Source organism: Nocardia colli (genome assembly GCF_008704205.1).
Lineage (GTDB): Bacteria > Actinomycetota > Actinomycetes > Mycobacteriales > Mycobacteriaceae > Nocardia > Nocardia colli.
This window is the reverse complement of record NZ_VXLC01000004.1, coordinates 891,543-913,058: the sequence shown is the minus strand read 5'-3', so window position 1 is coordinate 913,058 and position 21,516 is coordinate 891,543. Positions and strand designations below refer to the sequence as shown.

Annotated in this window: 24 protein-coding genes; 12 read left to right on the top strand and 12 right to left on the bottom strand. The window is 67.1% G+C overall.

What is annotated here, in order from left to right; all coding sequences use genetic code 11:
- Nucleotides 1-48: 48 nt before the first annotated feature.
- Nucleotides 49-753: a DUF899 domain-containing protein gene (locus F3087_RS16330; RefSeq protein ID WP_150402728.1), complete on the bottom strand. Its 705-nt coding sequence runs from the start codon at nucleotides 751-753 to the stop codon at nucleotides 49-51.
- A gap of 140 nt (nucleotides 754-893) precedes the next feature.
- Between F3087_RS16330 and F3087_RS16325 the strand changes: the two genes are divergently transcribed.
- Both F3087_RS16325 and F3087_RS16320 read left to right on the top strand, forming a co-directional pair.
- A complete protein-coding gene (locus F3087_RS16325) occupies nucleotides 894-1,256 on the top strand; it encodes a PadR family transcriptional regulator (RefSeq protein ID WP_150402727.1) in 363 nt (120 codons plus the stop codon).
- Nucleotides 1,256-2,602, top strand: coding sequence for a permease prefix domain 1-containing protein (locus F3087_RS16320; protein WP_150402726.1), 1,347 nt, complete (start codon nucleotides 1,256-1,258; stop codon nucleotides 2,600-2,602). The genes F3087_RS16325 and F3087_RS16320 overlap by 1 nt, the downstream gene beginning before the upstream one ends.
- Before the next feature lie 61 nt (nucleotides 2,603-2,663).
- On the opposite strand, the gene F3087_RS16315 is transcribed toward F3087_RS16320, so the two are convergent.
- From F3087_RS16315 to F3087_RS16300, 4 genes are all read right to left on the bottom strand, one after another.
- The gene (locus F3087_RS16315) at nucleotides 2,664-3,083 is read right to left on the bottom strand and encodes a MarR family winged helix-turn-helix transcriptional regulator (protein WP_150402725.1); all 420 of its coding nucleotides are present in this window, start codon (nucleotides 3,081-3,083) and stop codon (nucleotides 2,664-2,666) included.
- Between the two features lie 28 nt (nucleotides 3,084-3,111).
- Nucleotides 3,112-3,645 (bottom strand): DUF6790 family protein, encoded by a 534-nt coding sequence (locus F3087_RS16310; RefSeq protein WP_150402724.1) that lies wholly within the window; start codon nucleotides 3,643-3,645, stop codon nucleotides 3,112-3,114.
- 77 nt (nucleotides 3,646-3,722) lie between these two features.
- Nucleotides 3,723-4,799, bottom strand: coding sequence for an NADH:flavin oxidoreductase/NADH oxidase (locus tag F3087_RS16305; protein WP_223885098.1), 1,077 nt, complete (start codon nucleotides 4,797-4,799; stop codon nucleotides 3,723-3,725).
- On the bottom strand, nucleotides 4,796-5,605 hold the full coding sequence (locus F3087_RS16300; protein ID WP_150402723.1) for an alpha/beta fold hydrolase: 810 nt from the start codon (nucleotides 5,603-5,605) through the stop codon (nucleotides 4,796-4,798). The genes F3087_RS16305 and F3087_RS16300 overlap by 4 nt, the downstream gene beginning before the upstream one ends.
- A gap of 100 nt (nucleotides 5,606-5,705) precedes the next feature.
- On the opposite strand from F3087_RS16300, the gene F3087_RS16295 reads away from it, so the two are divergent.
- Nucleotides 5,706-6,278, top strand: coding sequence for a TetR/AcrR family transcriptional regulator (locus F3087_RS16295; protein ID WP_150402722.1), 573 nt, complete (start codon nucleotides 5,706-5,708; stop codon nucleotides 6,276-6,278).
- A 117-nt stretch (nucleotides 6,279-6,395) separates the two neighbouring features.
- On the opposite strand, the gene F3087_RS16290 is transcribed toward F3087_RS16295, so the two are convergent.
- Together F3087_RS16290 and F3087_RS16285 are read right to left on the bottom strand one after the other, a co-directional pair.
- Entirely contained in the window at nucleotides 6,396-7,292 is an 897-nt protein-coding gene (locus F3087_RS16290; protein WP_150402721.1) for an aminoglycoside phosphotransferase family protein, read from the bottom strand.
- Between the two features lie 44 nt (nucleotides 7,293-7,336).
- Nucleotides 7,337-7,882, bottom strand: coding sequence for a dihydrofolate reductase family protein (locus F3087_RS16285; protein WP_150402720.1), 546 nt, complete (start codon nucleotides 7,880-7,882; stop codon nucleotides 7,337-7,339).
- 91 nt (nucleotides 7,883-7,973) lie between these two features.
- Here F3087_RS16285 and F3087_RS16280 point away from each other — a divergent pair, with 91 nt between their 5' ends.
- Entirely contained in the window at nucleotides 7,974-8,915 is a 942-nt protein-coding gene (locus tag F3087_RS16280) for a LysR family transcriptional regulator (protein ID WP_150402719.1), read from the top strand.
- On the opposite strand, the gene F3087_RS16275 is transcribed toward F3087_RS16280, so the two are convergent.
- The gene (locus tag F3087_RS16275) at nucleotides 8,862-9,455 is read right to left on the bottom strand and encodes a TetR/AcrR family transcriptional regulator (protein WP_223885097.1); all 594 of its coding nucleotides are present in this window, start codon (nucleotides 9,453-9,455) and stop codon (nucleotides 8,862-8,864) included. The genes F3087_RS16280 and F3087_RS16275 overlap by 54 nt on opposite strands.
- A gap of 1 nt (nucleotide 9,456) precedes the next feature.
- Nucleotides 9,457-10,308: an alpha/beta fold hydrolase gene (locus F3087_RS16270; protein ID WP_150402717.1), complete on the bottom strand. Its 852-nt coding sequence runs from the start codon at nucleotides 10,306-10,308 to the stop codon at nucleotides 9,457-9,459.
- Nucleotides 10,309-10,504: 196 nt separating this feature from the next.
- Here F3087_RS16270 and F3087_RS16265 point away from each other — a divergent pair, with 196 nt between their 5' ends.
- Nucleotides 10,505-11,134: a VOC family protein gene (locus F3087_RS16265; RefSeq protein ID WP_150402716.1), complete on the top strand. Its 630-nt coding sequence runs from the start codon at nucleotides 10,505-10,507 to the stop codon at nucleotides 11,132-11,134.
- Nucleotides 11,135-11,142: 8 nt separating this feature from the next.
- On the opposite strand, the gene F3087_RS16260 is transcribed toward F3087_RS16265, so the two are convergent.
- The gene (locus tag F3087_RS16260) at nucleotides 11,143-13,851 is read right to left on the bottom strand and encodes an ATP-binding protein (protein ID WP_223885096.1); all 2,709 of its coding nucleotides are present in this window, start codon (nucleotides 13,849-13,851) and stop codon (nucleotides 11,143-11,145) included.
- A 140-nt stretch (nucleotides 13,852-13,991) separates the two neighbouring features.
- Between F3087_RS16260 and F3087_RS16255 the strand changes: the two genes are divergently transcribed.
- The 3 genes from F3087_RS16255 to F3087_RS16245 are packed head-to-tail and all read left to right on the top strand — an operon-like array spanning nucleotide 13,992 to nucleotide 15,318.
- Nucleotides 13,992-14,342, top strand: a complete 351-nt coding sequence (locus F3087_RS16255) for a VOC family protein (protein WP_150402715.1) — start codon at nucleotides 13,992-13,994, stop codon at nucleotides 14,340-14,342.
- Between the two features lie 42 nt (nucleotides 14,343-14,384).
- The gene (locus F3087_RS16250; RefSeq protein WP_150402714.1) at nucleotides 14,385-14,843 is read left to right on the top strand and encodes an iron chaperone; all 459 of its coding nucleotides are present in this window, start codon (nucleotides 14,385-14,387) and stop codon (nucleotides 14,841-14,843) included.
- Nucleotides 14,844-14,883: 40 nt separating this feature from the next.
- Nucleotides 14,884-15,318, top strand: coding sequence for a YdeI/OmpD-associated family protein (locus F3087_RS16245; protein WP_150402713.1), 435 nt, complete (start codon nucleotides 14,884-14,886; stop codon nucleotides 15,316-15,318).
- Between the two features lie 21 nt (nucleotides 15,319-15,339).
- Here F3087_RS16245 and F3087_RS16240 read toward each other — a convergent pair whose 3' ends face one another.
- Nucleotides 15,340-16,455, bottom strand: a complete 1,116-nt coding sequence (locus F3087_RS16240; protein ID WP_150402712.1) for a hypothetical protein — start codon at nucleotides 16,453-16,455, stop codon at nucleotides 15,340-15,342.
- A 13-nt stretch (nucleotides 16,456-16,468) separates the two neighbouring features.
- Nucleotides 16,469-17,602, bottom strand: a complete 1,134-nt coding sequence (locus F3087_RS16235) for a phosphotransferase family protein (RefSeq protein WP_150402711.1) — start codon at nucleotides 17,600-17,602, stop codon at nucleotides 16,469-16,471.
- A 193-nt stretch (nucleotides 17,603-17,795) separates the two neighbouring features.
- Here F3087_RS16235 and F3087_RS16230 point away from each other — a divergent pair, with 193 nt between their 5' ends.
- The 4 genes from F3087_RS16230 to F3087_RS16215 all read left to right on the top strand — a co-directional run bounded on the left by F3087_RS16230 (nucleotide 17,796) and on the right by F3087_RS16215 (nucleotide 21,419).
- Entirely contained in the window at nucleotides 17,796-18,029 is a 234-nt protein-coding gene (locus F3087_RS16230; protein WP_150402710.1) for a hypothetical protein, read from the top strand.
- 147 nt (nucleotides 18,030-18,176) lie between these two features.
- The gene (locus tag F3087_RS16225; RefSeq protein ID WP_191093977.1) at nucleotides 18,177-19,256 is read left to right on the top strand and encodes an LLM class flavin-dependent oxidoreductase; all 1,080 of its coding nucleotides are present in this window, start codon (nucleotides 18,177-18,179) and stop codon (nucleotides 19,254-19,256) included.
- 131 nt (nucleotides 19,257-19,387) lie between these two features.
- Entirely contained in the window at nucleotides 19,388-20,455 is a 1,068-nt protein-coding gene (locus F3087_RS16220) for a hypothetical protein (protein WP_150402708.1), read from the top strand.
- 151 nt (nucleotides 20,456-20,606) lie between these two features.
- A complete protein-coding gene (locus F3087_RS16215; protein ID WP_150402707.1) occupies nucleotides 20,607-21,419 on the top strand; it encodes an SAM-dependent methyltransferase in 813 nt (270 codons plus the stop codon).
- The last annotated feature ends 97 nt before the right edge of the window (nucleotides 21,420-21,516 follow it).

Sequence of the window (21,516 nt, the reverse complement as noted above, 5' to 3'; positions counted from 1 at the left end):
TCGCCCCTTTCGCGCTTTACCGTCGAAGCCGGTGAAACCCGCTGCCCCCTAGGATGTTTCGCCGTTGGGGCCGAAGAGGCGGGCGACGTCGGGGGAGTCGAGCCACTTGGAGTAGGTGGGCGACTTGGGCCAGCCGTCGGGGGAATCCTGCCATTCTTCCTGGCGGCCCCAGGGCAGGACGTCGATCAGCGCGAAGGTGTAGCTGAGTTGTTCGGTGCCGCGGCCGTTGGTGTGCCAGGTGCGGTAGACCTTGTCGCCGTCGCGGAGGAAGACGTTCACCCCGAAGCCGGCGCCGGGCGGGGCGTCGACGTCCGCGCCGAACGAGCTTTCCGCGGACGAGTACCAGTCCATCTTGTTGCCGACTTTGGTCTTGTAGGCCAGCGCTTCCTCGATCGGGCCGTTGGTGACGATGACGAAACGCGCATCGTAGTTGGCCAGCAGGTCCAGGCGGACGTACTGCGAGGTGAGCCCGGTGCAGCCGCCGCACTGCCACTCGGCGCCGTCGGACCACATGTGGTTGTAGACGATGAGCTGGGAACGCCCGTCGAAGACGTCGACCAGCCGGACCGGGCCGTCCGCGCCGATCAGCGTGTAGTCCGGGAGCTCGACCATCGGGAGTCTGCGGCGCTGGGCGGCGATGGCGTCGAGTTCGCGGGTGGCGGCCTTCTCTCGTATCCGTAAATCGTCGAGCGCGGCTTGCCAAGTCTGCCGGTCTACGACGGGTGGCAGTGCGCTGGTGGTCTTCTCGGTCACGGTTCCTCCCGGGGTTTCGGATCGATCTGCTGTGTAGACCCGGGACAGCCACGAAAATCATCGGTCTCGGGCCGGATCATCGATACCAGCCGAGGTCTCTGCTAACGTCGATACCTAGCAGATCTAGGTATCGGAGTCCGGTGCACATAGACAAAGACTTGGTGGCGGCGTCGGCGACGCCGCTGGTACTCGGGATACTCGCCGACGGCGAGTCCTACGGGTACGCCATTCTCAAACGGGTCAACGAGCTGTCCGGCGGGCGCATGCAATGGACCGACGGGATGCTCTATCCGTTGCTGCACCGGTTGGAACGGCTGGGGCATGTGACATCGAGCTGGCAGTCCGCCGACAGCGGGCGGCGGCGCAAACACTATGCGATCACCGAGTCGGGTCGGGCCGCGCTCGCGGAACGCCGCACCCAGTGGGCGGTCGTGGCCGAGGCACTCGGGCAGGTCTGGCGCAGCGTCGAGCAACCGCCGGACGCGGCGAAGGGATGGGCGTGATGAGTACCGATGCCGAGCTGGAATCGCAGATCGGGCAGTGGCGCGGATATGTCCAGCGCCATCAGGCGATCTCGGCTGCCGATGTCGAGGAGATGGAAGACCATCTGCGCGAGCAGGTTTCGGACCTGACCGGTGCCGGGCTGGCGTCCGACGAGGCATTCCTGGTCGCGGTGAAACGGATGGGCAGCGTGGACTCGATCTCGCGCGAGTTCGCCCGTGAACATTCCGAGCGGCTGTGGAAACAGTTGGTACTGCTGCCGGCGGAGCCGGAAGGCGGGGACGCTCGGCCCAAGCGTGAGCTGATCGTCGTGCTCGCGCTGGCCGTGGTTGCGGCGCTGGCGTTGAAGGCCGGCCTTGCGTTGCTCGACGGCGCGACGGCGGCGCGCAATCTCAGCCTGTTCGTATTGCCTTTCCTCGCTGGATATTTCGCATGGAAGCGGCAGGTCCGCCCGCGCGTCGCCGCCGCGTTGCTGGTGCCGTTCGCGCTCGCGGCCGTGGTGCTGAACGTCTTTCCGTTCGAGCCGGACGGATCGACCGAGGTCATCGCCGCGATCCACGCGCCGATCGCGTTGTGGTTCGCCGTCGGCCTCGCCTACGTCGGCGGGGACTGGCAATCCGACCGGCGCCGAATGGATTTCATCCGGTTCACCGGTGAATGGATCGTCTACCTGACCCTGCTCGCGTTCGGCGGCGGCGTGCTGATGGGGCTGACGGTCAACGCGTTCGACACGCTCGGCATGAGCATCGAATGGGTCATCCAGGACTGGGTGGCGCCGTTCGGCATCGCGGGCGCGGTGATCGTCGCGGCCTGGCTGGTCGAGGCCAAGCAGAACGTGGTGGAGAACATCGCCCCGGTGCTCACGCGCGTGTTCACCCCGCTCACCGTCGTGATGCTGCTCGCGCTGCTGGTGGCGTTCGCGGCCAACCGCAGCGTCATCGACATCGACCGCAATCTGCTGATCCTGATGGACCTGATCCTCGTGGTGGTGCTCGGATTGCTGTTGTACGCGATCTCCGCGCGCGATCCGCGACTCGCACCCGACACCTTCGACCGGCTGCAACTGCTCCTGGTCATCAGCGCCCTCGCCGTCGACGTGGTGATGCTGGCCGCAATGCTGTCCCGCATAGCGGAATTCGGCTTCACCCCGAACAAGGCGGTAGCCCTCGGCATGAACCTGGTGCTCCTGGTGAACCTGGCCTGGTCGGTCTGGCTCGGCTTCGGATTCGTCCGTGGCCGACACGGATTCGCCGACGTCGAACGCTGGCAAACCCGTTACCTCCCGGTTTACGGGGCGTGGGCCGCAGCCGTAATCGTCGTACTCCCACCGATTTTCGACTTCGCCTGAACGGCGAAGCCGCTGCGGTAGGACAGATCGTCCGCAGCGGCAAGGTCGATTCGGTGTGCTATCAAGACGGTTCGAGGAGTTCGGCCAGCGCGAGGGTGTCGTTCAGGTAGCGGTCGTAGGGGAAGTCGGCGGCGAGTAGGGCGGTGCGTAGTTCGTCGACCAGGGGTTTGCCGTTGGTGTGGAACGCTTTTCGGCCGGCTTCGGTGAGGCCGACCAGGCGGCGGCGCTTGTGGTCGGAGTCGGTTTCGATGTGCACGAGTCCGGCTTCTTCCAAAGGGCGTAGTGCGCGGCTGACGGCCGGGTCGGAGACCGCCAGCGCTTGGGCCAATTGGTGCTGGGTGACCGGTTCGATGTCTTCCAGGGTTCCCAGCAGGCGGATTTGGCTGTAGCTGAGCCCGGCGGTGTTGTCCACTCGCCGCCGGGCCGCTTCGCCGAGTAGGTACACCACGCGATGCAGCAAGTCTCCGAGTCCATCGTCCACGTGTCGAGCATAACCGAGTGTTGCCTGGTTAAGACTTGACGGCGGCGAAGGCGGTCTCGGTCTGCTCGGTGGCGGACAGTTGTTGCGAGCGCCGGGCGAGGATGATCAGGACGGCGGGGAGGAGCAGGTCGCAGACCAGGACTCCCCCGGTGTTGCCGGGCTGGTGGTCGCCGTTGGCCAACCACTGGTAGACGTGACCGATCAGCGCGCCCCAGAGGAACATTCCAGCGCCGAGGCCGATGGTGATGCGTTCGCGAGCCGTCGCCGAGACGGCGCGGAAGCCCATGACGGCGAGGCCGAGGTTGGCGAACGCGATCTCGAACTGGAACGGGGTCGAGTCGAAGCCGATCGCGGTCGCCATGACGTCGGGAACCAACACGAAGGTGATCGTCATCCACAGGCTGCCGAACCCGAGTGCGACGACGGCCCACCACCGGTGCCAGGTTTCGAGCGCCGCCTGACGGGAGGGGCTGTGCCGGGTGGCGACGAATGCGCCGACGACCGCGATCAGCGGCCAGATCAAAGGAACGGAGGTCTGGGCGAGGTAAGAGGTTGTGCTCATGACCTCAGTCTTGCATGGTTAATATTAACTACGCAAGACTCTCTTTCGAACTCACGTCCCACGCCGGCCCCAATGGCTCACAGAGCGCGTTGATACTGGTCGGGCCAGGCCGTTTTATCCATCGGGGGCTGGCGTAAGGCGAGGTACGGGTCGCGAAGCAACGGACGTCCCAGCATCGCGGCGTCCAACTGACCGTTCGCCACCAGTTCGCCGACCAGCGACACGTCTGCGATCTGGCCGACCGCGGTGACCGCGAGTCCCGTCGCGTTCTTGAGCGTCGACGCGAACTCGACGTGGACCCCGGGCCGCTTCGGCGGGCGAGCCTGCTGGTCGCGCACCACCAGTCCGGATGTGACGTCCAGGAGGTCGATCCCCAGGGCCGCGAGTTCCTTGGCGAACAGCACCGCGTCGTCGATGGTGAGCCCGCCCTCGACCCAGTCCGTGGCGGTGATCCGGACGGAGACCGGGTTGCCGGCCGGGAATGCCTCCCGGACTGCGCGGGCCACCCGCAGCGCGAGCCGCATCCGATTCTGCGGACTGCCGCCGTATTCGTCGGTGCGGTGATTGGTCAGCGGTGAGAGGAACTCGTGCAGGAGGTATCCGTGCGAGCCTTGGATCTCGACCACTTGATATCCGGCCAGCGCGGCCATCCGGGCCGCATGGGCGAACGCCTCGACCACCTCATCGATGTCGGCGTGATCGGCTTCCCGCGGTACGGCCAAGTCGCCGAACGGAATCGGCGAAGAGCCGAACGTCCGCCAGCCGCCGTCGGTCACCCCCACGGAACCGTTCTGCCCGTCACCCACCCAGGGCAGCTGGTGTGAACCTTTGCGGCCGGCGGCCTGCAATTGAATCCCGGGAACCGTGCCGCGCTCGCGGATGAACGAGGTCAGGCGGCGGTGCGCGGCGGCCTGGTCCTCGTTCCAGATGCCGAGGTCGGCGGTGGTGGTCCGATGCAGCGGGCCGACGGCGGTGGCCTCGACCATGATCAGACCGACCGCGCCGACCGCGCGGGCGCCGTAGTGCACGAGATGCCAGTCGTTCGGTTTTCCGTCCGGGCCCGCGGCGTATTGGGCCATCGGGGACATCCACACACGATTGGGAAAGGTGACTTCCCGCAGTCGCAGTGGGCTCAGCTCGGGTCGGGTGGTCACAGCCGAACTCGCTCCTGCACGCCGGCCAGCAGCTGCGCCGTGCCTTCGGGGGCCTCTACCTGGAAGTGGTGACTGCCCAGGTCGATGAGCACGATGTCGAGGCGGTCCGCGTAGCGGTCGAGCGCCTCCTGGGTCACCAGGTCACGGATCGCGAAGACGGTGATCGGCGGCTTCGTTTCGCGCAGCGCGGCGTCCATGTCCCAGTGGATCAGGCCTTCGATGGCCCGCAGGCCTGCGGGTTGCCGCACCGCGACCATCTTGTCGAAGTAGGCGTCCTGGCGCGCCTGGTCCGTTCCGGCCGGCGAACCTCCCTCGACGAGACCACGCACCGCACCGGCGAAGTCCGTTCGGAACATGTGCACCATCGCCTCGGTCTGCTCGTCGTCCAACGCGGGGAACAGCGACAGGTAGTGCAGCGCGTCGAGCGCGACCACCTGCGAGACCAGATCGGGGAACAGTCGGCCGACCTCGACGGCGACCGCGCCGCCATGCGAGTGACCCGCCACGATCACCGCGTTCGCCGACTCGGCGCGCAGCACCGCGGCCACGTCGTGCGCGAACTCCTCGATGGTCCAGACGTCCCGGGTCGACCGGGACTCGCCGTGCTCGGCGAGATCGATCGCGAGGACCCGGTAGTCCTCGGGCAGATGGTCGGTCACCGCATCGAAATCGCTGCGGTCGCAACCCCATCCGTGGATGAGCGCCAGGGTCGGACCTTCCGCCGGACCGCTGGCGGTGTATCGGATCGTCGTGTGGCCGGATCGCTGAACCTCGCGGTTCTGCTTGGTCCTACCTGAAGTCGTCATGCAAACCTCGCAGTGATCGTTGCGTTAGTGATCTCACCGTAGCGCAAACGCATCGATCACTGCAATAAAAAAAAGCAATGATCAGTGCAATAATGGACGTATGTCGGTGTCGAACCCCTCTCCAACCCACGCAGGTAGCAGGCCTGGGGGGCGTTCCGCCCGAGTCCGCGCGGCCGTACACCGGGCGGCCGAAGAGCTGATCACCAGTGAGGTCGCCGAGCAATTGACCATCCCCGCCATAGCCGCCCGCGCGGGCGTCCACGCCACCACGGTCTACCGTCGCTGGGGCTCGGTCGGCGAGTTGCTCGCCGACGTCGCGACCAGCCGCTTCTCCGGTGACATCGTGGTGCCGGACACCGGAAACCTGCGCGGTGATCTGGAGCGCTACGCGTGCGACCTGGCCAGGGACCTCTGCGATCCGGACACCCTCGCCCTGGTGCGCGCCACCATCGGCATCGGCGGAGAACAAGGGTCCGCCGCCTGCCGCGGGGAACGGCAACAGCAGCTCGAGGCGATCCTCGAACGCGATCAGGGCCGGGGAAACCAGCCTCCGACCTTGGAGCGCACCACGGATGCGGTGCTCGCTCCGCTGTACTACCGGGCCGTTTTCACCAACGATCCGCTGACGCCCGAGTGGGCACACAGCCTCGTGGCGCACCTGTTGCCGGACTGATACGTCCGGTACGAGGTCGGCTTTTTCCGGGCCCTATGTGCTTCTCCCCCATCGCTATTGGGCCCCGTCACCTCGGCGTAGTACATCACCGTCCGCAACCCGCAGGGGAAAGCTGCGTCAAATGCCGTGCAGGACACGATCTAGTGCCGCGCGGCCCACGGGTCCCCAGTGCGGCTTGCCGCCGGGGAGGCCTCGATCTCCGTTCTGTCCCATGAGCATCAGGAAGAGACTTTTTATCGCGGCCAGGCCGCGGGCGCGCCGGATTGCCGCGTCGTCTGCTTGCGCGTAGCTGCCGAAGAACCGTGCGGCGGTGCCCGCGGGTAGCAGCACCCACGCCGCGGCGAGGTCCCACGCCGGGTCGCCGGCGAACATGTCACCGAAATCGACTATGCCGGAGAGTGTTCCGTCCGAGACGACGACGTTCGCGGGATGGAGGTCGCCGTGCACCCACACCGGCGGGCCCGTCCACGCCTGGGCCGCAACGGCTTCCGCCCAGACGCTGCGGACATCGGCGGCGATGTCCTCGGGAGCAACGGCCTGAAGAAGGTTCTCGAAACCGTCCGTGTAGTTCCGGGGATGGCCTCCGCGATCGGCGGAGATCGGCGCTTCGGCCGGTGCCTCCACATGCAGTGCCCGAAGGAAACTCGCCAACGTGTCGGCCGCGTGGGCACTGCGGCTGATCATGCCGTGATCCAGCGGCTCGCCGGGAACCCACGTCATCACCGTCCAGTGCTTGGGGAAACGCTCGGACGGTTCGCCGAACCGCACCGGGTTCGGCACCGGGAGCGGCAGGCGCGGGGCTAGAACCGGTAGCCACCGCCGCTCCTTGAGCTGGAGCTCCGGGGTCGGGTCCATGCGCTGCATGCGCACGGCCAACTCGTCTCCGAGACGCCACATCTGGTTGCCCCAGCCGCCCGCCACCTCGCGGATGGTCAGCCTCGCAAGGTCCGGATGCTGCTCCTGTAGCAGGTCCCGGACCAGGTCTGCGGTGATCTCGAACCCGTTGTCGGTCATCCGGATTCAGTGTACCGAGGCAGACCGACCGCGCCCGGTCGTCGTCAGCGGTTGGCGATCACCGCGGCGAGGGTATAGGTGTGCTCCACCGACCCGTCCCCCAGTGTTCGCGACGATTCGAGGCGCAGATGCTGCGGCGCGCTGCCGGCCGGGGTGAGCCGCATGCCGTCGCCGAGCAGGATCGGCAGCAGGACGACGCCGAAACTGTCCAGCGCATTGATGCCGCGGAAGGCCTCGATGGTTCGCTGACCACCGACCAGATGTACGTCGCCGTCGAAGTCCGCGTCCCGCATCGCCTCGAGCAGCTTTTCCGGCGTCGGCGCCGACACCACGTGGTCGGGAGTTCCAGCTGGAAGGGGACGGGTGGTCAGCACGAACACCCTGAGGTCGGGCCACGGCCAGGTCGGCGAGCCGACGGCGGGTTCGAAGGTGTTGCGCCCCATCACCACCGCACCGCAGCCGGCGATGAATTCCGGCAGGCCGTGCGATCGCCCGGTTTCGAAGGTCGGCATGGTCAGCACGGCCGGCAGACCGTCGGCCGATGTGATGAAACCGTCGAGGCTGACACCGATATGGGTCTTGATTTTCATGTGTCCAGCTTCGGCGGCGCGATGTGCCTGATCAACGGCCGAATTCGCACACCAGCCATTAGCCGGCCTTATCAATGTCTATGATTCGGGCGTGGAATTGCGTGCCGTCGAGATCTTCTTGGTGCTGGCCGAGGAGTTGCACTTCGGCCGGACCGCACAGCGCCTGTACCTGACCCAGCCGCGGGTCAGTCAGACCATCAGGGCACTCGAGGAGAGCATCGGCGGAAGACTCTTCGACCGAACGTCGCGACAGGTGCGGCTCACCGCGCTCGGCGAGCGGTTGCGCGACGAACTACGCCCCGCACATGACCAATTCCGACATGCGATCAGCACCGTCACCGAGCTGGCGCGTGGCGTCAGCGGTGAATTGCGGGTCTGCCTGGCGAGTTACGCGATGGCGGGTCGCCACTTCACCACGATCGTCCGGGAATTCACCCGCCGATATCCCGATTGCCGGCTCACGGTGACGGAGGAGTTTCCCGGCGAGTTCGCGCGCCTGCGCACCGGCGTCTATCACCTGATGTGCCATCGGCAGCCGATCACGGAACCCGATCTGACCATCGGCCCCACCCTGAGTCGCGAGCCGAGCATTCTGCTGGTGCAGGCCGGGCACCGCCTCGCCGTGCGTGGATACGCGACGCTCGAGGATCTCGGCGACTACGCCGTCATACCGCGTGGCGATATTCCGAAAGCCTTGTACGAGAAGTATTTTCCGCTCACCACTCCGGCGGGAAGGCCGATCAGGCGCGGCTCACCGATTGCGACGACCAGTGACATCTTGCATCGCATCGCGGGAGGTGAAGTGGTTCATCCGACCTCGGAGTCCTTCGTGAACTACTACCACCATCCGGACGTGACTCATGTTCCGCTGCACGGGAATCCGGAGGTGGAAAGCGCACTCGTCTGGGTCACCGAGATGGAGAACGCTGCGGTCCGCGCCTTCGCCGAGGTGGCCGCGGAAGTGCTCGCCTGCGCCGGATCAGTCGGCGGCCGGTCCGTGCAGATCGGTTCGGCGCGAACCGATCTGGGTTAGACCCTGGTCGATGAACCGGATCATCCACTCGAAACTGCTGTCGGTGTCTTCGCTCCACTGGAAACCGTTGGACGTCTGTAGCGTGGCGAAGCCGTGGAAGGCGCCGCGTAGCGCGCGCATCGCGTGCACCATGTCCTGCTCGTCGATGTCGTAGCCGTGCAGGACCGTTTCCATGGACTCCAGCAGCCGGGAACCGCTGTGCAGCATGGGATCTTCCGGTCCGGTGTAGGGCTCGCCGATGGTGGCGGCGTAGCGGCCGGGATGCGCGACGAGGTAGTCGCGGAAGGCGTTGGCGAAGGCGGCCAGCGCGCCGGTTCCGGAGCGATCCCGCATGGCGTCGCGGACCTGCTGGTCGAGTTCGGTGATGGCCAGGGCGGCGATGCCGTGTCGCAGGTCGGCGAGGCTGTCGATGTGCTTGTACAGCGACGGGGTGCGCACACCCAGCCGCTCGGCCAGCGTGCCCAGCGCTAGATTCGCGAAACCGATCTCGTCCACGAGGGTCGCTCCCGCCGCGACGACGTCGGCTCTGCTGAGGCCCACCCTAGGCATGGTGTTCCTTCAGGAACGGCAGGATCACCTCGGTGGTTTGCCCGACGGCATCGAACTGCGGGTAGTGCCCGCTGCCGTCGATCACGGCGAGGCGGCCCAGCCCGGCCGGCAGTGCGGCGACGATGCGTTCGCCCTCGGCCTGCGGGCTCGGGAAGTCAGGATCGGCGGAGCCCATGATGATCAGCGTGGGCTGAGTTACGTTGGGCACCTGCGCTTCCGCGTCCGCGGGTGTCGTCTTGCCGGTCTTCATGAACTCGGCCATCCGGCCCGGCTCGCGCAGCTTCGCCGCGACCGTGGTCAGGTACTCGTCATAGTCGGCGGGCTTGACCGGAATGGCCACGCTCAAGTACTTCAGCCACTGGCCGACGCTCTTGAAGATCATCGTGCCCATCAACGGCAGCATGCCGCGCCGGTGGCGCGAGTTGGTGAGCAGCGCACCGATATCGGCCTTCTGGGTCAGCGTGAACGGGTTGATCTCCACGATCGCCCGCACGAGGTCCGGCCGCCGTGCGGCGGCGATGGTGGCCGAGCCGCCCGAGAGCGAGTTCCCGACGATGACCGCCGGCCCACCACCCAGCTTCTCGATGACCGCAAGCAGATCCTCGGCCACATCGGTCCGGCTGATGGCTTCCTTGCCGGTGACCGAGGTCCAGTTCATGCTCGACTCCCCGTGGCCGCGCATATCGGTGTTGATCACCCGGTATCCGGCACCGACCAACTGCGGGATCAGGTGCCGATAGGCGTGCCGGTCCACGCCCATCCCGTGCGACAGCACCACCAGCGGCCCGGTGCCGGCCTCGTCGTACGCGATCCGGCCACCGTCGATGTCCACATACAGCGTCATGGTCTCACCCTTCGAGAAAAGCTAACTGCATTAGCCACTAAAGCTAATCGCATTAGCCACGGGCGTCAACCCCATCGGGGATGCAGCAGTAGACGAAGTTCCTGGCCGGACCACGTAGCCACCGACCGACTCTCAGTGGTGGGTTACGTGGTTGGCACGGATGTGACCGGGGCGGGGCGAATCTAGCGTTATGAGCATGGAAAACAACACGAAGACCAGCACCGATATCAACATTCAGCTCGAGGTGGCCGATCCGCAGGCCGCGGCCGCGATCTATGACGCCGCGTTCGGTTTGGGGGACCGGCTCGGGTTCCGGGCCGCACAGGAGCCGACGACCGGCTTCCGTGGATTCATTCTGTCCCTGGTGGTTTCGCAGCCGTCCACCGTCGATAGCTTGGTCGGGACCGCGGTCGATGCCGGGTTCACCGTCCTCAAGGCCGCGAAGAAGAGCCTGTGGGGTTACAGCGCGGTGATCCAGGCGCCGGAGGGGACGATCTGGAAGATCGCCACCTCGAAGAAGAAGGATGTGGGTCCGTTCACCCGCGAGATCGACGACATGGTGTTGCTGATGGGCGTGACGGACGTGAAGGCCAGCAAGCAGGTGTATGCCGATCGCGGACTGACGGTGTCGAAGAGCTTCGGCGGCAAGTACGCCGAGTTCGAGAACCAGGGCTCCCCGGTCACCCTAGCGTTGTACCCGCGCAAGGCGGCCGCCAAGGAGGCAGGGGTCGACCTGGACGGCAGTGGATCGCACCGCATCGTCATGGATGGCGGCATCGGATCGTTCACCGACCCGGACGGGTACCTGTGGGAAGCGACGGCCTGAGCCGGGTGTCAGGCTCCGCCGTCGGCGTCGAGCCGGGCGGCAGCCCGCTCGACGATCGAACCGGCTATCGGGTTGCCGGACACCGTAGTCCGTGCCGCGGCGACGAGGCCGCGCGCATCCCGATGGCCGGCCAGGGCAGCGGCTTCGGCGCGCAGCGCGACATACCAGTGCCGCCAGATCCAGATGGCGCGTTCGTCCAATGCGTCGGGCTCGGTGGACAATTCGGCCAGTGCCTGTTCGGGCCGGCCACAGTCGAGCAGCACGATGGCGTCGAACACGGCGCGGTAGGCGGACCGATAATCGGACGTGCCGGCGAGGATGTCCACGATGTTCAGCCACTCGGCGCGCGCGACGTCGTCGCCGCGCAGGCCGTGGGTCATCGCGACGGCCGCGGCGGCCGGCGCGAGACCGGGGGCGTACGGCCGGCCGGAGAGTTCCCAGGCGTCGAGGAATCGTCCACTGGCGGTGAGTACTTCATCGAGGTTGCCGGCCAGCGCATCCGCGACCAGCAGCGCGGAGGTGGCGAAATCACCGCGCTCGGCCAGCAAGGGCAGGTCGCGCAACTGTTCGGCCCAGCGGTGCGAACCGTCGAGGTCGCCGACGCCGATACCGATCTCGGCCGCCTCGGACAGCGCGTTGACGTGTTCGAGGGCGCTGGCGGGCGTGCGCGGCATGGCGGCCAGCAGGGAGACGCGCCGCTGGGTGGTCTCGGCGGCGGCGAAGATGTCCCCGGCCCAGCATTGTGCCGCGGCGAGAGCGTCGAGGGCCGCGCTGCGGGCGAACGGGTCGCCGGTGCGATCGGCCAGTTCCACTGCCCGTAGCGCACGCGAGATCGCCACGGAGACAGATGTTTCCGATTCTTTCGGATCGGCGCGTGCGGTATCGGCGGACGCGATCACTTCAGGCGCAACGGTTTTCGACTCGGTGGTATCGGCGAGCACACCACACTCGGCGAGGGCCACCGCGGCAAGTGCGGCCGGGTCCACACCGGCGAGCGATCGTGCCTCGGACAGCAGAGCCGCGGCCTCGCCCGCCGCAACCGGCTGCGCGAACGTGTCGGACATCCGGTAGGCGGTGATCGCCGCGGTGGCCAGATCCCGGGCCGATGCTGCGGAATCGCCTGCCCCGACTGCGATTTCGGCGGAAGCACGGTACAGGCGGTACATGTCCTCGCCACGCATCCGGCACCCGGCCACCTCGGCGGCCCGCCGTAACGCCCCCGCGGCCACGACCGGGTCATCGGTAAGCGCCGCGGCCTGTTCGTAACGACGCTGGGATTCACTGATCAGATTTCGAGCAAAAGCCAACTGCGCCAAGGAAATCGCCAGCGCGTACGCGTCGTCCCGACGCTCGGGCAGCGCGGCCACCCAGGCCAGTGCGGCGCGCATGTCGTCGGCGACGGCATCGAACGCCCGGTGCCAGTCGCGGGTCGCCGACGTGGGATCGGCGATCAGCTGTCCGGCGGTTTTCGAACACCAATCCAGATGGCGCGCAAGGACTTCGTCGAGTTCACCGGCCGTGGCCAGTTCTTCCCGTTCGTATTGGCGGATGGTCTCCAACGCCCGGTATCGAGTGCCGCGCGGGGACGGCACCATGGTGAGCAAGCTTTGCTCGGTGAGCCGAGCCAGCCCGTCGGCGACCGCGATCGGATCCAGGTCCGCCGATCCCGCCACCACCATGGCGTCGGCAGCGGTGAACGGCGCGGCGAACACCGCGATCCGCCGCAGCACGCGCCGGTCCTCGGCGGTCAGCAGCGCCTGACTCCAATCCAGCATGGCCCGCACGGACCGATGCCGTTCGTCGGCGCGGCGACCGCCGACGAGCAGTCGCAACGGATCCGCGAGGCTCGCGCCGAGCCCGTCGAGACCGAGGGTGGGCAGCCGGGCGGCCGCGAGTTCGATGGCCAGCGCCAGCCCGTCGAGCCGGCCGCAGATCTCGTGCACCCGAGCCGACTGCTCGGCGTCCACCGGCCAGCCCAGCGCCGCGGCCCGATCCAGAAACAACGCCACGGCGTCATCGCCGAGCGACAGCGGCGGCACCGTGAAGACCTGCTCGAACGGCACCATGAGCCGCGCGCGGCTGGTGGCCAGCACCGTCACGTTCGGACAATGCGCGAGCAGGTGCTCGGTGAACGGCGCCACCCCGTCGCGCAGATGCTCGCAGTTGTCGAGCACCAGCAGCACCCGGCGCTCCCCCAGCGCGGCCGACACCGACTCGTCGAGCGTGCGCCCCTGCTGCTCACCGAGCCGCAGCGCCCGCGCCACCGCGGCCCCGGCCATCGCCGGATCGGTCACCGGCACCAGGTCGACGAACCATGCGCCGCCGGTGAATTCACCGGAGAGGTCCGCGGCGACCGCCAGGGCCAGCCGGGTCTTGCCGACGCCGCCGGGCCCCAGCGCGGTCACCTGCCGATGCGTCCGCACGGCCTCGCGCAGCGCGGAACGCTCCCGCTCGCGGCCGACGAACGAGGTCAGCGGCGTGGGCAGCACGGCGGCCACCGCGCCGCCGTCGTCCGCCTGCGCGAACTCGGAAGCCCGGCCGGCCAGCGCCCGCCGGTCGACCACCCCGACCTTGCGCAGCAGCGAGGACACATGGGTCTCCACGGTCCGCACGGAAATGAACAGCTGCGCCGCGATCTCGGCATTGCTGCGATGTTGCCCCACCAGGGCGAGCACCTCGGCCTCACGGTCCGAGATCCCCAGCTTCGACTTCGACACGCCCACATTCTCACGTACCACCGATTCACCCGCACGAGAGCATCTCCGTGGCGCGCTCCGTGGTCAGCACGGATGTCCCGGGAACGCGCCGGCAATACCGTTTACCCATACCGAACAGCACAAAGACTTCAGGAGCAGCTATGACCGCGACCAAGGGGATCAAGACCGTCTTGCACCCCGTCACCGACCTGAAAACGGCCACGGCGGTGTACACCGCACTGCTCGGCGTGCCGCCGCAGATCGAGGGCACCTACTACGTAGGTTTCGACATCGACGGCCACCACATCGGCCTGGTCCCCGACGGCGGCCCGCAGGCCATCACCACCCCGGTCATCTACTGGGAGGTGTCCGATATCGAGGCCAAGCTGGCCGAACTGACCGCCGCCGGCGCCACCGTGAAGCAGGCGCTGCGCGATGTCGGCGAGGGCCGCCGGGTCGCCGAGGTCCTCGACCCCGACGGCAACGTCGTCGGTCTGCTCCAAGATCGCTGAAACCCACCCACCGAAACCAACCCGCACCCGAAGGAAACCGAAATGACCACTCGCACCACCACCAAGAACCAGCCCACCGTCGGCTTCTCCGCCGAGGAGCGCGCCGCCATGAAGGACCACGCCCAGGAACTCGGGACCGCCGCGCGCCGCGGCGCCCGCGCCACCAAGGCCGACGGCACCGCGGACGTCTTGGCGAAGATCGCCGAAATGAACGACTCCGACCGCGCGCTGGCCGAACGCATCCACGCCATCGTCACCGAGCACGCCCCGCACCTGAGCCCCAAGACCTGGTACGGCATGCCCGCCTACGCCAAGGACGGCAAGATCGTCTGCTTCTTCAAATCCGCGGAGAAGTTCAAATCCCGTTACGCCACCCTCGGTTTCGAAGACAAGGCCACCCTCGACGCCGGCACCGTCTGGCCCACCTCCTTCGCCCTCGCGGGCCTCACAGCCGCCGACGAACAGATGATCGGCGCACTGGTCGCGAAGGCCGCGAACTGACCCCGTCCGGAAAGCCGGCCGCACGAACAGGAGAGAGAACATGAAGTTTCGCACCCACGTCGAGCCGCCCGAGCCCATGCGCGGCCTGGAGATTCCGCCCGAGGTGGTCGCGGCGCTCGGCGAGGGTGCACGGCCGCCGGTGACGATCACGCTCAACGGTCATACCTGGAAGAGCCGGGTCGCCCTGATGCGCGGCCGCTACCTGCTCGGCCTCAGCCACGCCAACCGGCAGGCCGCGGGTGTCGAGATCGGCGAGGAGGTCGAGGTCGAACTCGAACTCGACACCCAGCCGCGCGTCATCGTCGAGCCCCCGGACTTCGCCCGGGCCCTGGACGACGATCCGGTCGCCCGCGCCGCCTACGACCAGCTCGCGTACAGCCGCAAGCGCGAACACGTGCACGCCATCGAGAGCGCGAAGAAGCCGGAGACGCGCCGGCGACGGATCGAGAAGGCCATCGCCACCCTGCGCGGCTGAACCCCGGAGCGCACTCGAATGTCAGGGGGCGACCGACGCCCAGTCAGCGAAACCGGTGGAGTCGTGGCGGCCGAGGCTCGCGTGATCGAACAGGCCCCAGCCCTCGGCGTCGCCGCAGCGGGCGTGGGCGACGTATTCGACGACACCGTAGGGGACGCGAGCGATGATCTCCGGATCGGTCAGGTCATACGAACTGGATTTGACCCAGTCGCGGCCCATCCACCGACCGTGCAGCCACTCGGGGTCGCCGCCGTAACCGCATCCGACATGCAGGGCGACATGCGCGCCGGTCTGCACGTCCACCTCGAGCGGCCTGCCGTCCGGAGTGCTGAGGGTCAACTTGGCCGCGACGACATGTCTTGTCCCCGAGCGGTATTCGAGCTGGACGTGCGGCCAGCCGAGTTGCTCGACTCGGCCGTCCGGCCAGATTCGCACGGCGTCGTTGAGCGTGCGATAACCGTCGGGCTCCTCCTGCACGATCACCACGATGGCGAAGTCGTCGAAACGCAGCGGCACGTACAGCCACCAGTACCCCTCGGTTGTCCCGGCCTCGCGCCCCGCGGGATCGGGCTCGCCGACCGGGCGGATGCCCCAGGACCGATCCCGCGTGCCGACCCAGACATCGGGGTCCACTGTGACGTCCGTGCCGTCCACGTGCAGGGTGCCCGCCCACGTTCCGACCTGAGCGAACCGGGTCGCCTCGATGATCGGCCTGGCTCCGGACAGAATCAGGTGGGGCTGTTCCCGCACGGCGGGGAAGGAACCGTTCCAGAGGATGTCGCAGCCGAGATCATCGTGTTCGCAGATCACCCGGATCTGTTGCAGCGGCTCCCGCACCTCGATCCGGTAGCCGCCGACCTGCTGCGTGAGACTGCGTTCGGCGAGCGCGTCGGAGAAGCGGACGCTTCGTTGCGTATTACCTTGCCGGACAGTGAGATAGGCGTCGATTACGCCGAGATTCGGGTAGACGCCGAGCCCGGTGATGAGAAAGGTTCCGCCGTCTCGGTCGTGGGCGTTGAAGTAGCTGCGGTCGTAGAAGTTCCGGTCGCTGGTAGCCACCCTGGCCAGCGACAGCGGGGTCTGGTGGATGGGGTACTCGTCCAGCGGCGCCGGAGCGACGCCAAGGGTCCGGGTCATCAGCTGTTTCCTCTCAATCCCATGCATAGGTTCCGTCGAGCAGCGCGGTGAGCCCGGCTCGGTGCATGACGTAGTCGTCGCGGTCGGGAGTGTCGGTGTCTTCGCCGAAATGGATCATCCGGCGCTTGATCCTGGCCATGCCGATGGCATGCCGCAGCGCGGCGTAGACCAGGTGGAAGTCCAGATCGCGCACCGAATGTCCGCTCAGTTCTTCGTATTTCGTGACGACATCGGCGCGGCACAGAAAGTCGGGCAGTCCCGGGTGGTCGAAGCGGGTGGCGATATCCTGGAAGAAACGGTGCATGAAGATGAGCCACGCGAGGTCGATTTCCCGCGGGCCGAGCGCCGCAAGTTCCCAATCCAGCACGCCGACCGGCTCGAAACCGCGGTAGAGGATATTGCCCGGCCGCGCGTCGCCCCACAGCAATACGTCAGGTCCCGGTTCGGCGGGCCAGCGCGCCTCCAGCCACTCGAACCCGCGCTCCACGATCGGGATTCGAAATCCGTCGTCGACGAGTCCCCAGCGGTACAGCGCGCGAACGGAGTCGACGTGCCTGCGCAGTGCCTGCCCCGGTCCCGTGAGCATCGGAAACCGCACGGCCGGTTCGGGAATCGCGTGGATCTTCGAGATCACCTCGACGGTGTTCGCGGCGAGCCGGGCACGCTCCTCGACCGTGGCATCGAACAACCAGCCGGTGAACACATACGGCGGATTGTCCGCGGGTATCCGGCCGACTATCCGCTTCATCACGAAAAATGTTGCGCCGAGCGGTGATTCGTCGGTCTCCAACCAGCACAGCTCCGGCATCGGCACATCGGTGGCGGCTGCCACGCCGACCATGATGTCGAATTGCCGGGCCAGGTCATAGGTCTCGAAGACCGGGAACGAGTCGAGTTCCGGGGCCATCCTGGCTACGAAAGACTCGCGGACGGGCAGACCGCCGACCGTCCATCTCGCGTCGAAAAATACTGTCGAGCTGGACATTCCAGAACCCTCTGGACTCGACAGCGCCGAAATCTCGGGCGGCTGGTCGGCGGCGATTCTGGTGGCCAGCCATCGAGACAGCGCCGCGGCGATACTTTCGGCGTTGCGCGCACTCACCGTCAGCTGTCGGCGCGCGGTCGGATCAGGATTGCCGTCGCTCATCGTGCTCACGGTAAATGGATGGACAATCCGTCGAATCACGACTGGAAAAACCCTCCCACTGAGCGGAATTCGCCCAGACCACGGCCCTGGCCGGGATGGCGCAGTCCATCGTCTCCCGGGCCGCGCCGAAGTCATCGATCGTCTGGTCGATGACCGCTACGGTTCGAGAACTCATCTCGGCTAGATTCCAGTCATGGATGTTGATCGGGTGGACGTGGTGTCGCTGCTCGACAGCCTGTGCGTCGATCACGGTTTCTGCCTGCCGCCGGACGAGCGGAACAGGTTCTGCACATCGCCGCCTTCGGACGTCGACTCGTTTACCGACGCTGTCTTTGTCGCCGAGGGGATGGACCCGCATGGGGACAAGCACCTGCGTGCGTTGGTCCGTCAGAAGGTGATACGCGCGTTTCCGGGTCAGGAGTCCTAGCTTCTTGCTATAACTCGAGCAGGATTCCTCTCGGGGGTGGCGATGGGCCGGCGCGAAAGTTCGTACAAGGTTCGGCGGCGGGATGACCGGGTGCGGGTCGGGTCCTTGATCGAGCCGGTTGCTCCTGTGTGGGCGATCAGGATGAACATGCGGACCGCGAGGGTGCTCGGGGTCGATGACGTGTGGTTTTCCGACCACACCAAGTCGGCGTTTCCGGCTGCCGCGTGGAACGTTCGGTTTTCGCCGATGGCGCGCTTCGTTTCCTCGCTGGACGCATACCTGGATCCGACTGTCGCACTTGCTCGTTGGGCTCGTCCGCGCGGGCCGGTGATGGGGGTCGCGGTCACCGATGTGGTCCGGCGCAGTCCGGCCGATCTGGCGCGGGCGTGGATGTCGTTGCATCATCTGTCCCGCGGCAAGGTCGTGCTGGGGATCGGGTCGGGCGAATACGAGAACACCGTCCCCTACGGACTGACCCTCGAGCCGCGCGCCGGGCGCTTGGCCGACGCCTTGACCGCGTTGCGCGCCGCGTGGGCCGCTCCGGACGAATTGCTCACGCACACAGGGCCGTTCCACGACTGGCACGCCGCCAGATTCGGGCTGCCACCACTCGATGGCACGACTCCCCCGGTCTGGGTCGCCGCGCAAGGCCCACGCGCGTGCCGGATCGCCGGGCAGCACGGCGACGGCTGGATGTTCATCCTCAACGACACCACCACCTCCTGGCACACCGCCGCGACCCACTTCGCGCGCGGCGCCCAGGACGCTGGGCGCGACCCGGAAACCTTGCACCGCAGCGTGCTACTGGCCCCGCTGCTCGCGCCCGACCAGCGTGTCCTCGACGAACTGTGCCGCGCGCCCTTCATCCAAGCCATGGCGCTGGTCATGCCGGGAGCGAGCTGGACCGCGGCCGGGGCGACACACCCGCTCGGCGCGGACAACCCCGGTTATTCGCAGGTCGATCCCGCCGTCTTCGAGGGCGAGCGGTTCGCCGAATACAGCAAACATGTCACACCCGAATTGGTGCGCGCCCTGATGCCGTCCGGCACCGCCGCCGATGTCGAACGCTGGCTGGACCCCTACCTCGACGCGGGACTGAACCACATCCTCTTCTATGCCTTCGCCTCCGCGGTCAAACCGACGTTGGCCGCGGCCGGCCTCCGGGAACAGCGTCGCCTGATCAGCAAACTGAAGAAACGGCGACCAGGTCCGCTCGCGGTGGGGTGACGCGCCGATCGGTCGAATCTCGCTGCCAGGTGGTCGAATCCGACGCCCGCCGAGAGTCGGGCAACGCTTACGTCGCGAGACGGTCGATATGCGACACTGGCGCGGTGCAGCCTAAGCGCAGGATTCACTTCGTGGGCAGTTTGCCCCCGCAGTTGGACAGTCCGGAAAAGGCAATGGCGTTCGCCGTCGACACAGCCGGGGAATTCCTGGACGGCCTCATTCCGGGCGGTGAAGCGGATCCCTATCGCGCCCAGTGGTACGTCAGACCGATCATCGACCGGCTCGGCAAGATCCCGGCGCTGGCGCCCGTGCGCACCGGTGATTGGTCGACGCTGCGTTCCCGCGACACGTTCCGGCTTCGGGCCGGCCGATCGCTGGCCGAGGCCGATGTCGACGCCGCGCTCGGCTATGCGGCGGAGGCCGGACGGGCGATGGACGCGCTGGCCGAGGTGCGCCGCACCGATCCCGGACTGCGCTTGCAGGTAGGCATACCGACGCCCTTTGTCATCGGTTTCATCGCCTTCGAGGCGCGGATGCTGCTGCGGCGTCGAGGCTCGGTCGGCCACGGTGACCGAGGCTTTCCTTATTATCGCCCGCTTGTCGACGCGACCGTCAGGGAGATCGTCCGGATCCAGGAAGCGTTGCGGGACAACGTCGTTTTCCAACTCGAACTGCCGGCGGAGACGCTCATCTGCACGGGAACACCCGCGGGCCTGCGGCGCGCTCCGGCCACCGCGGTCGGCCGAGCCATCGCCCGACTCGTCGCCCGGGCGCCCCACGACTCCCGTTTCGGCATACACCTCTGCTACGGGAGCCTCGACGACAAGCCGGTCGTGCGGCCGAGATCGGCGGCCCCGGTCGTCACGCTGGCCAACGCGATCGCGCGATACTGGCCTGCGGGAAGGCAGCTCGAGTTCGTCCACTTCCCCATCGGCGACGGCAAACAGGCGCCGGTTCGGCCGCGGTACTACGCGCCGCTGGCCGGCCTCGAATTGCCTGCCACCACGCGGGTTGTCGCCGGACTCGCGCATCCGGCGCAGCCGCTCGCGCAAGCACGGGAGGCGCTGGCGACGGCGGAGTCGGCCTTCGGCGGCCTGCTGGACGTCGCGTCCCCCTGCGGACTCGGCCGCTATGCGACCGTCGACCGGGCGCGGTCCGCGGTGGCACACGCAGTCGCCTTGGCTGAAACAGGTTCGTAAAACCTTGTGTCGGAACATGGTTCGCCGATGGTTCAAACCGGGGGCCGGTTCGGGCGGGCAAAGCAGCGCCTCGTTCGGGCAATGCGCCCATCGGGGCAGCAGATCTGCGAAGGCCCCCCGTCGGCGGTAGCGATCGGCTACGGTTACCCCTGTGGTCCATGGAACCGAAGGGCCGGTGTCGGCGGACGACCGAACACCGCAACCATTCAAACCCGATCAGCCCAATTCCGCCCGGGTGTATGACTACCTGTTAGGCGGAAAGGACAATCGCGACACCGACCGCAACCTAGCGAACGAAATGCTCGCTGACGCACCCGAAGTCAAGACCGTGGCCTGGTTCGCCCGGAGTTTCGCGCTCAAGGCGGTCCGGATGGCCGCGGAAGCCGGTATCCGTCAGTTCGTCGATCTCGGCTCGGGCATCCCCGCCTCGCCCAACCTGCACGAGGCAGCTCGGGAGATCGAGCCGTCGGCCCGGGTGGTGTACGTGGATTACGACCCGGTGGTGCACGTCCATTGCGAGGCGCTGCTGGCCGACCCCCATGGTGTCTCAGCATTGCTGGGCGACATTCGGCGTCCTCGCGACATCATCGATCAGCTGACGACCAACTCCCTGATCGACTTCGACGAGCCGGTGGCGATCCTGCTCATCGGCGTGCTGCACTACATCACGGACGACGAAGATCCCGCCGGGATCCTCGCCACCTTCCGCGATCGGATGACACCAGGCAGTTACCTGGCAATCACCCACGGCTCCCTCGATACCTCCCCCGAGATACTCGAGGTGCTCACCGCTACCAAGGGCACCTCGGCCCAAGTCGAATTCCGGTCCGCGAAACAGACCGAAGCGTTCCTCGCCGGCTTCGAGTTGTTCGAACCCGGCGTGGTGCCGATACAGCAGTGGCTCCGTCCGGATCTGCCGGAGACTCGAATGGTCATGGACGGCGCCATCGGCCGCAAACCCTGAGAAACCGGCCGGAACAGGAGTAATCTCGTACGCGCGAATTACTTTGGCCGCCTGAACATTCGATGACATGTCAGGCATTGTTCCAGTCAATCAGAGG

What these genes read in the sequence shown, in the direction of transcription:
- F3087_RS16285 (WP_150402720.1), bottom strand. Translation starts at nt 7,882, where the DNA reads ATGAAAATCAAGACCCATATCGGTGTCAGCCTCGACGGTTTCATCACA.
- F3087_RS16240 (WP_150402712.1), bottom strand. Translation starts at nt 16,455, where the DNA reads ATGACCCGGACCCTTGGCGTCGCTCCGGCGCCGCTGGACGAGTACCCC.
- F3087_RS16225 (WP_191093977.1), top strand. Translation starts at nt 18,177, where the DNA reads ATGCGGACCGCGAGGGTGCTCGGGGTCGATGACGTGTGGTTTTCCGAC.
- F3087_RS16320 (WP_150402726.1), top strand. Translation starts at nt 1,256, where the DNA reads ATGAGTACCGATGCCGAGCTGGAATCGCAGATCGGGCAGTGGCGCGGA.
- F3087_RS16250 (WP_150402714.1), top strand. Translation starts at nt 14,385, where the DNA reads ATGACCACTCGCACCACCACCAAGAACCAGCCCACCGTCGGCTTCTCC.
- F3087_RS16235 (WP_150402711.1), bottom strand. Translation starts at nt 17,602, where the DNA reads ATGAGCGACGGCAATCCTGATCCGACCGCGCGCCGACAGCTGACGGTG.
- F3087_RS16255 (WP_150402715.1), top strand. Translation starts at nt 13,992, where the DNA reads ATGACCGCGACCAAGGGGATCAAGACCGTCTTGCACCCCGTCACCGAC.
- F3087_RS16245 (WP_150402713.1), top strand. Translation starts at nt 14,884, where the DNA reads ATGAAGTTTCGCACCCACGTCGAGCCGCCCGAGCCCATGCGCGGCCTG.
- F3087_RS16295 (WP_150402722.1), top strand. Translation starts at nt 5,706, where the DNA reads ATGTCGGTGTCGAACCCCTCTCCAACCCACGCAGGTAGCAGGCCTGGG.
- F3087_RS16300 (WP_150402723.1), bottom strand. Translation starts at nt 5,605, where the DNA reads ATGACGACTTCAGGTAGGACCAAGCAGAACCGCGAGGTTCAGCGATCC.
- F3087_RS16310 (WP_150402724.1), bottom strand. Translation starts at nt 3,645, where the DNA reads ATGAGCACAACCTCTTACCTCGCCCAGACCTCCGTTCCTTTGATCTGG.
- F3087_RS16265 (WP_150402716.1), top strand. Translation starts at nt 10,505, where the DNA reads ATGGAAAACAACACGAAGACCAGCACCGATATCAACATTCAGCTCGAG.
- F3087_RS16290 (WP_150402721.1), bottom strand. Translation starts at nt 7,292, where the DNA reads ATGACCGACAACGGGTTCGAGATCACCGCAGACCTGGTCCGGGACCTG.
- F3087_RS16230 (WP_150402710.1), top strand. Translation starts at nt 17,796, where the DNA reads ATGGATGTTGATCGGGTGGACGTGGTGTCGCTGCTCGACAGCCTGTGC.
- F3087_RS16270 (WP_150402717.1), bottom strand. Translation starts at nt 10,308, where the DNA reads ATGACGCTGTATGTGGACATCGACGGTGGCCGGATCGCGTACGACGAG.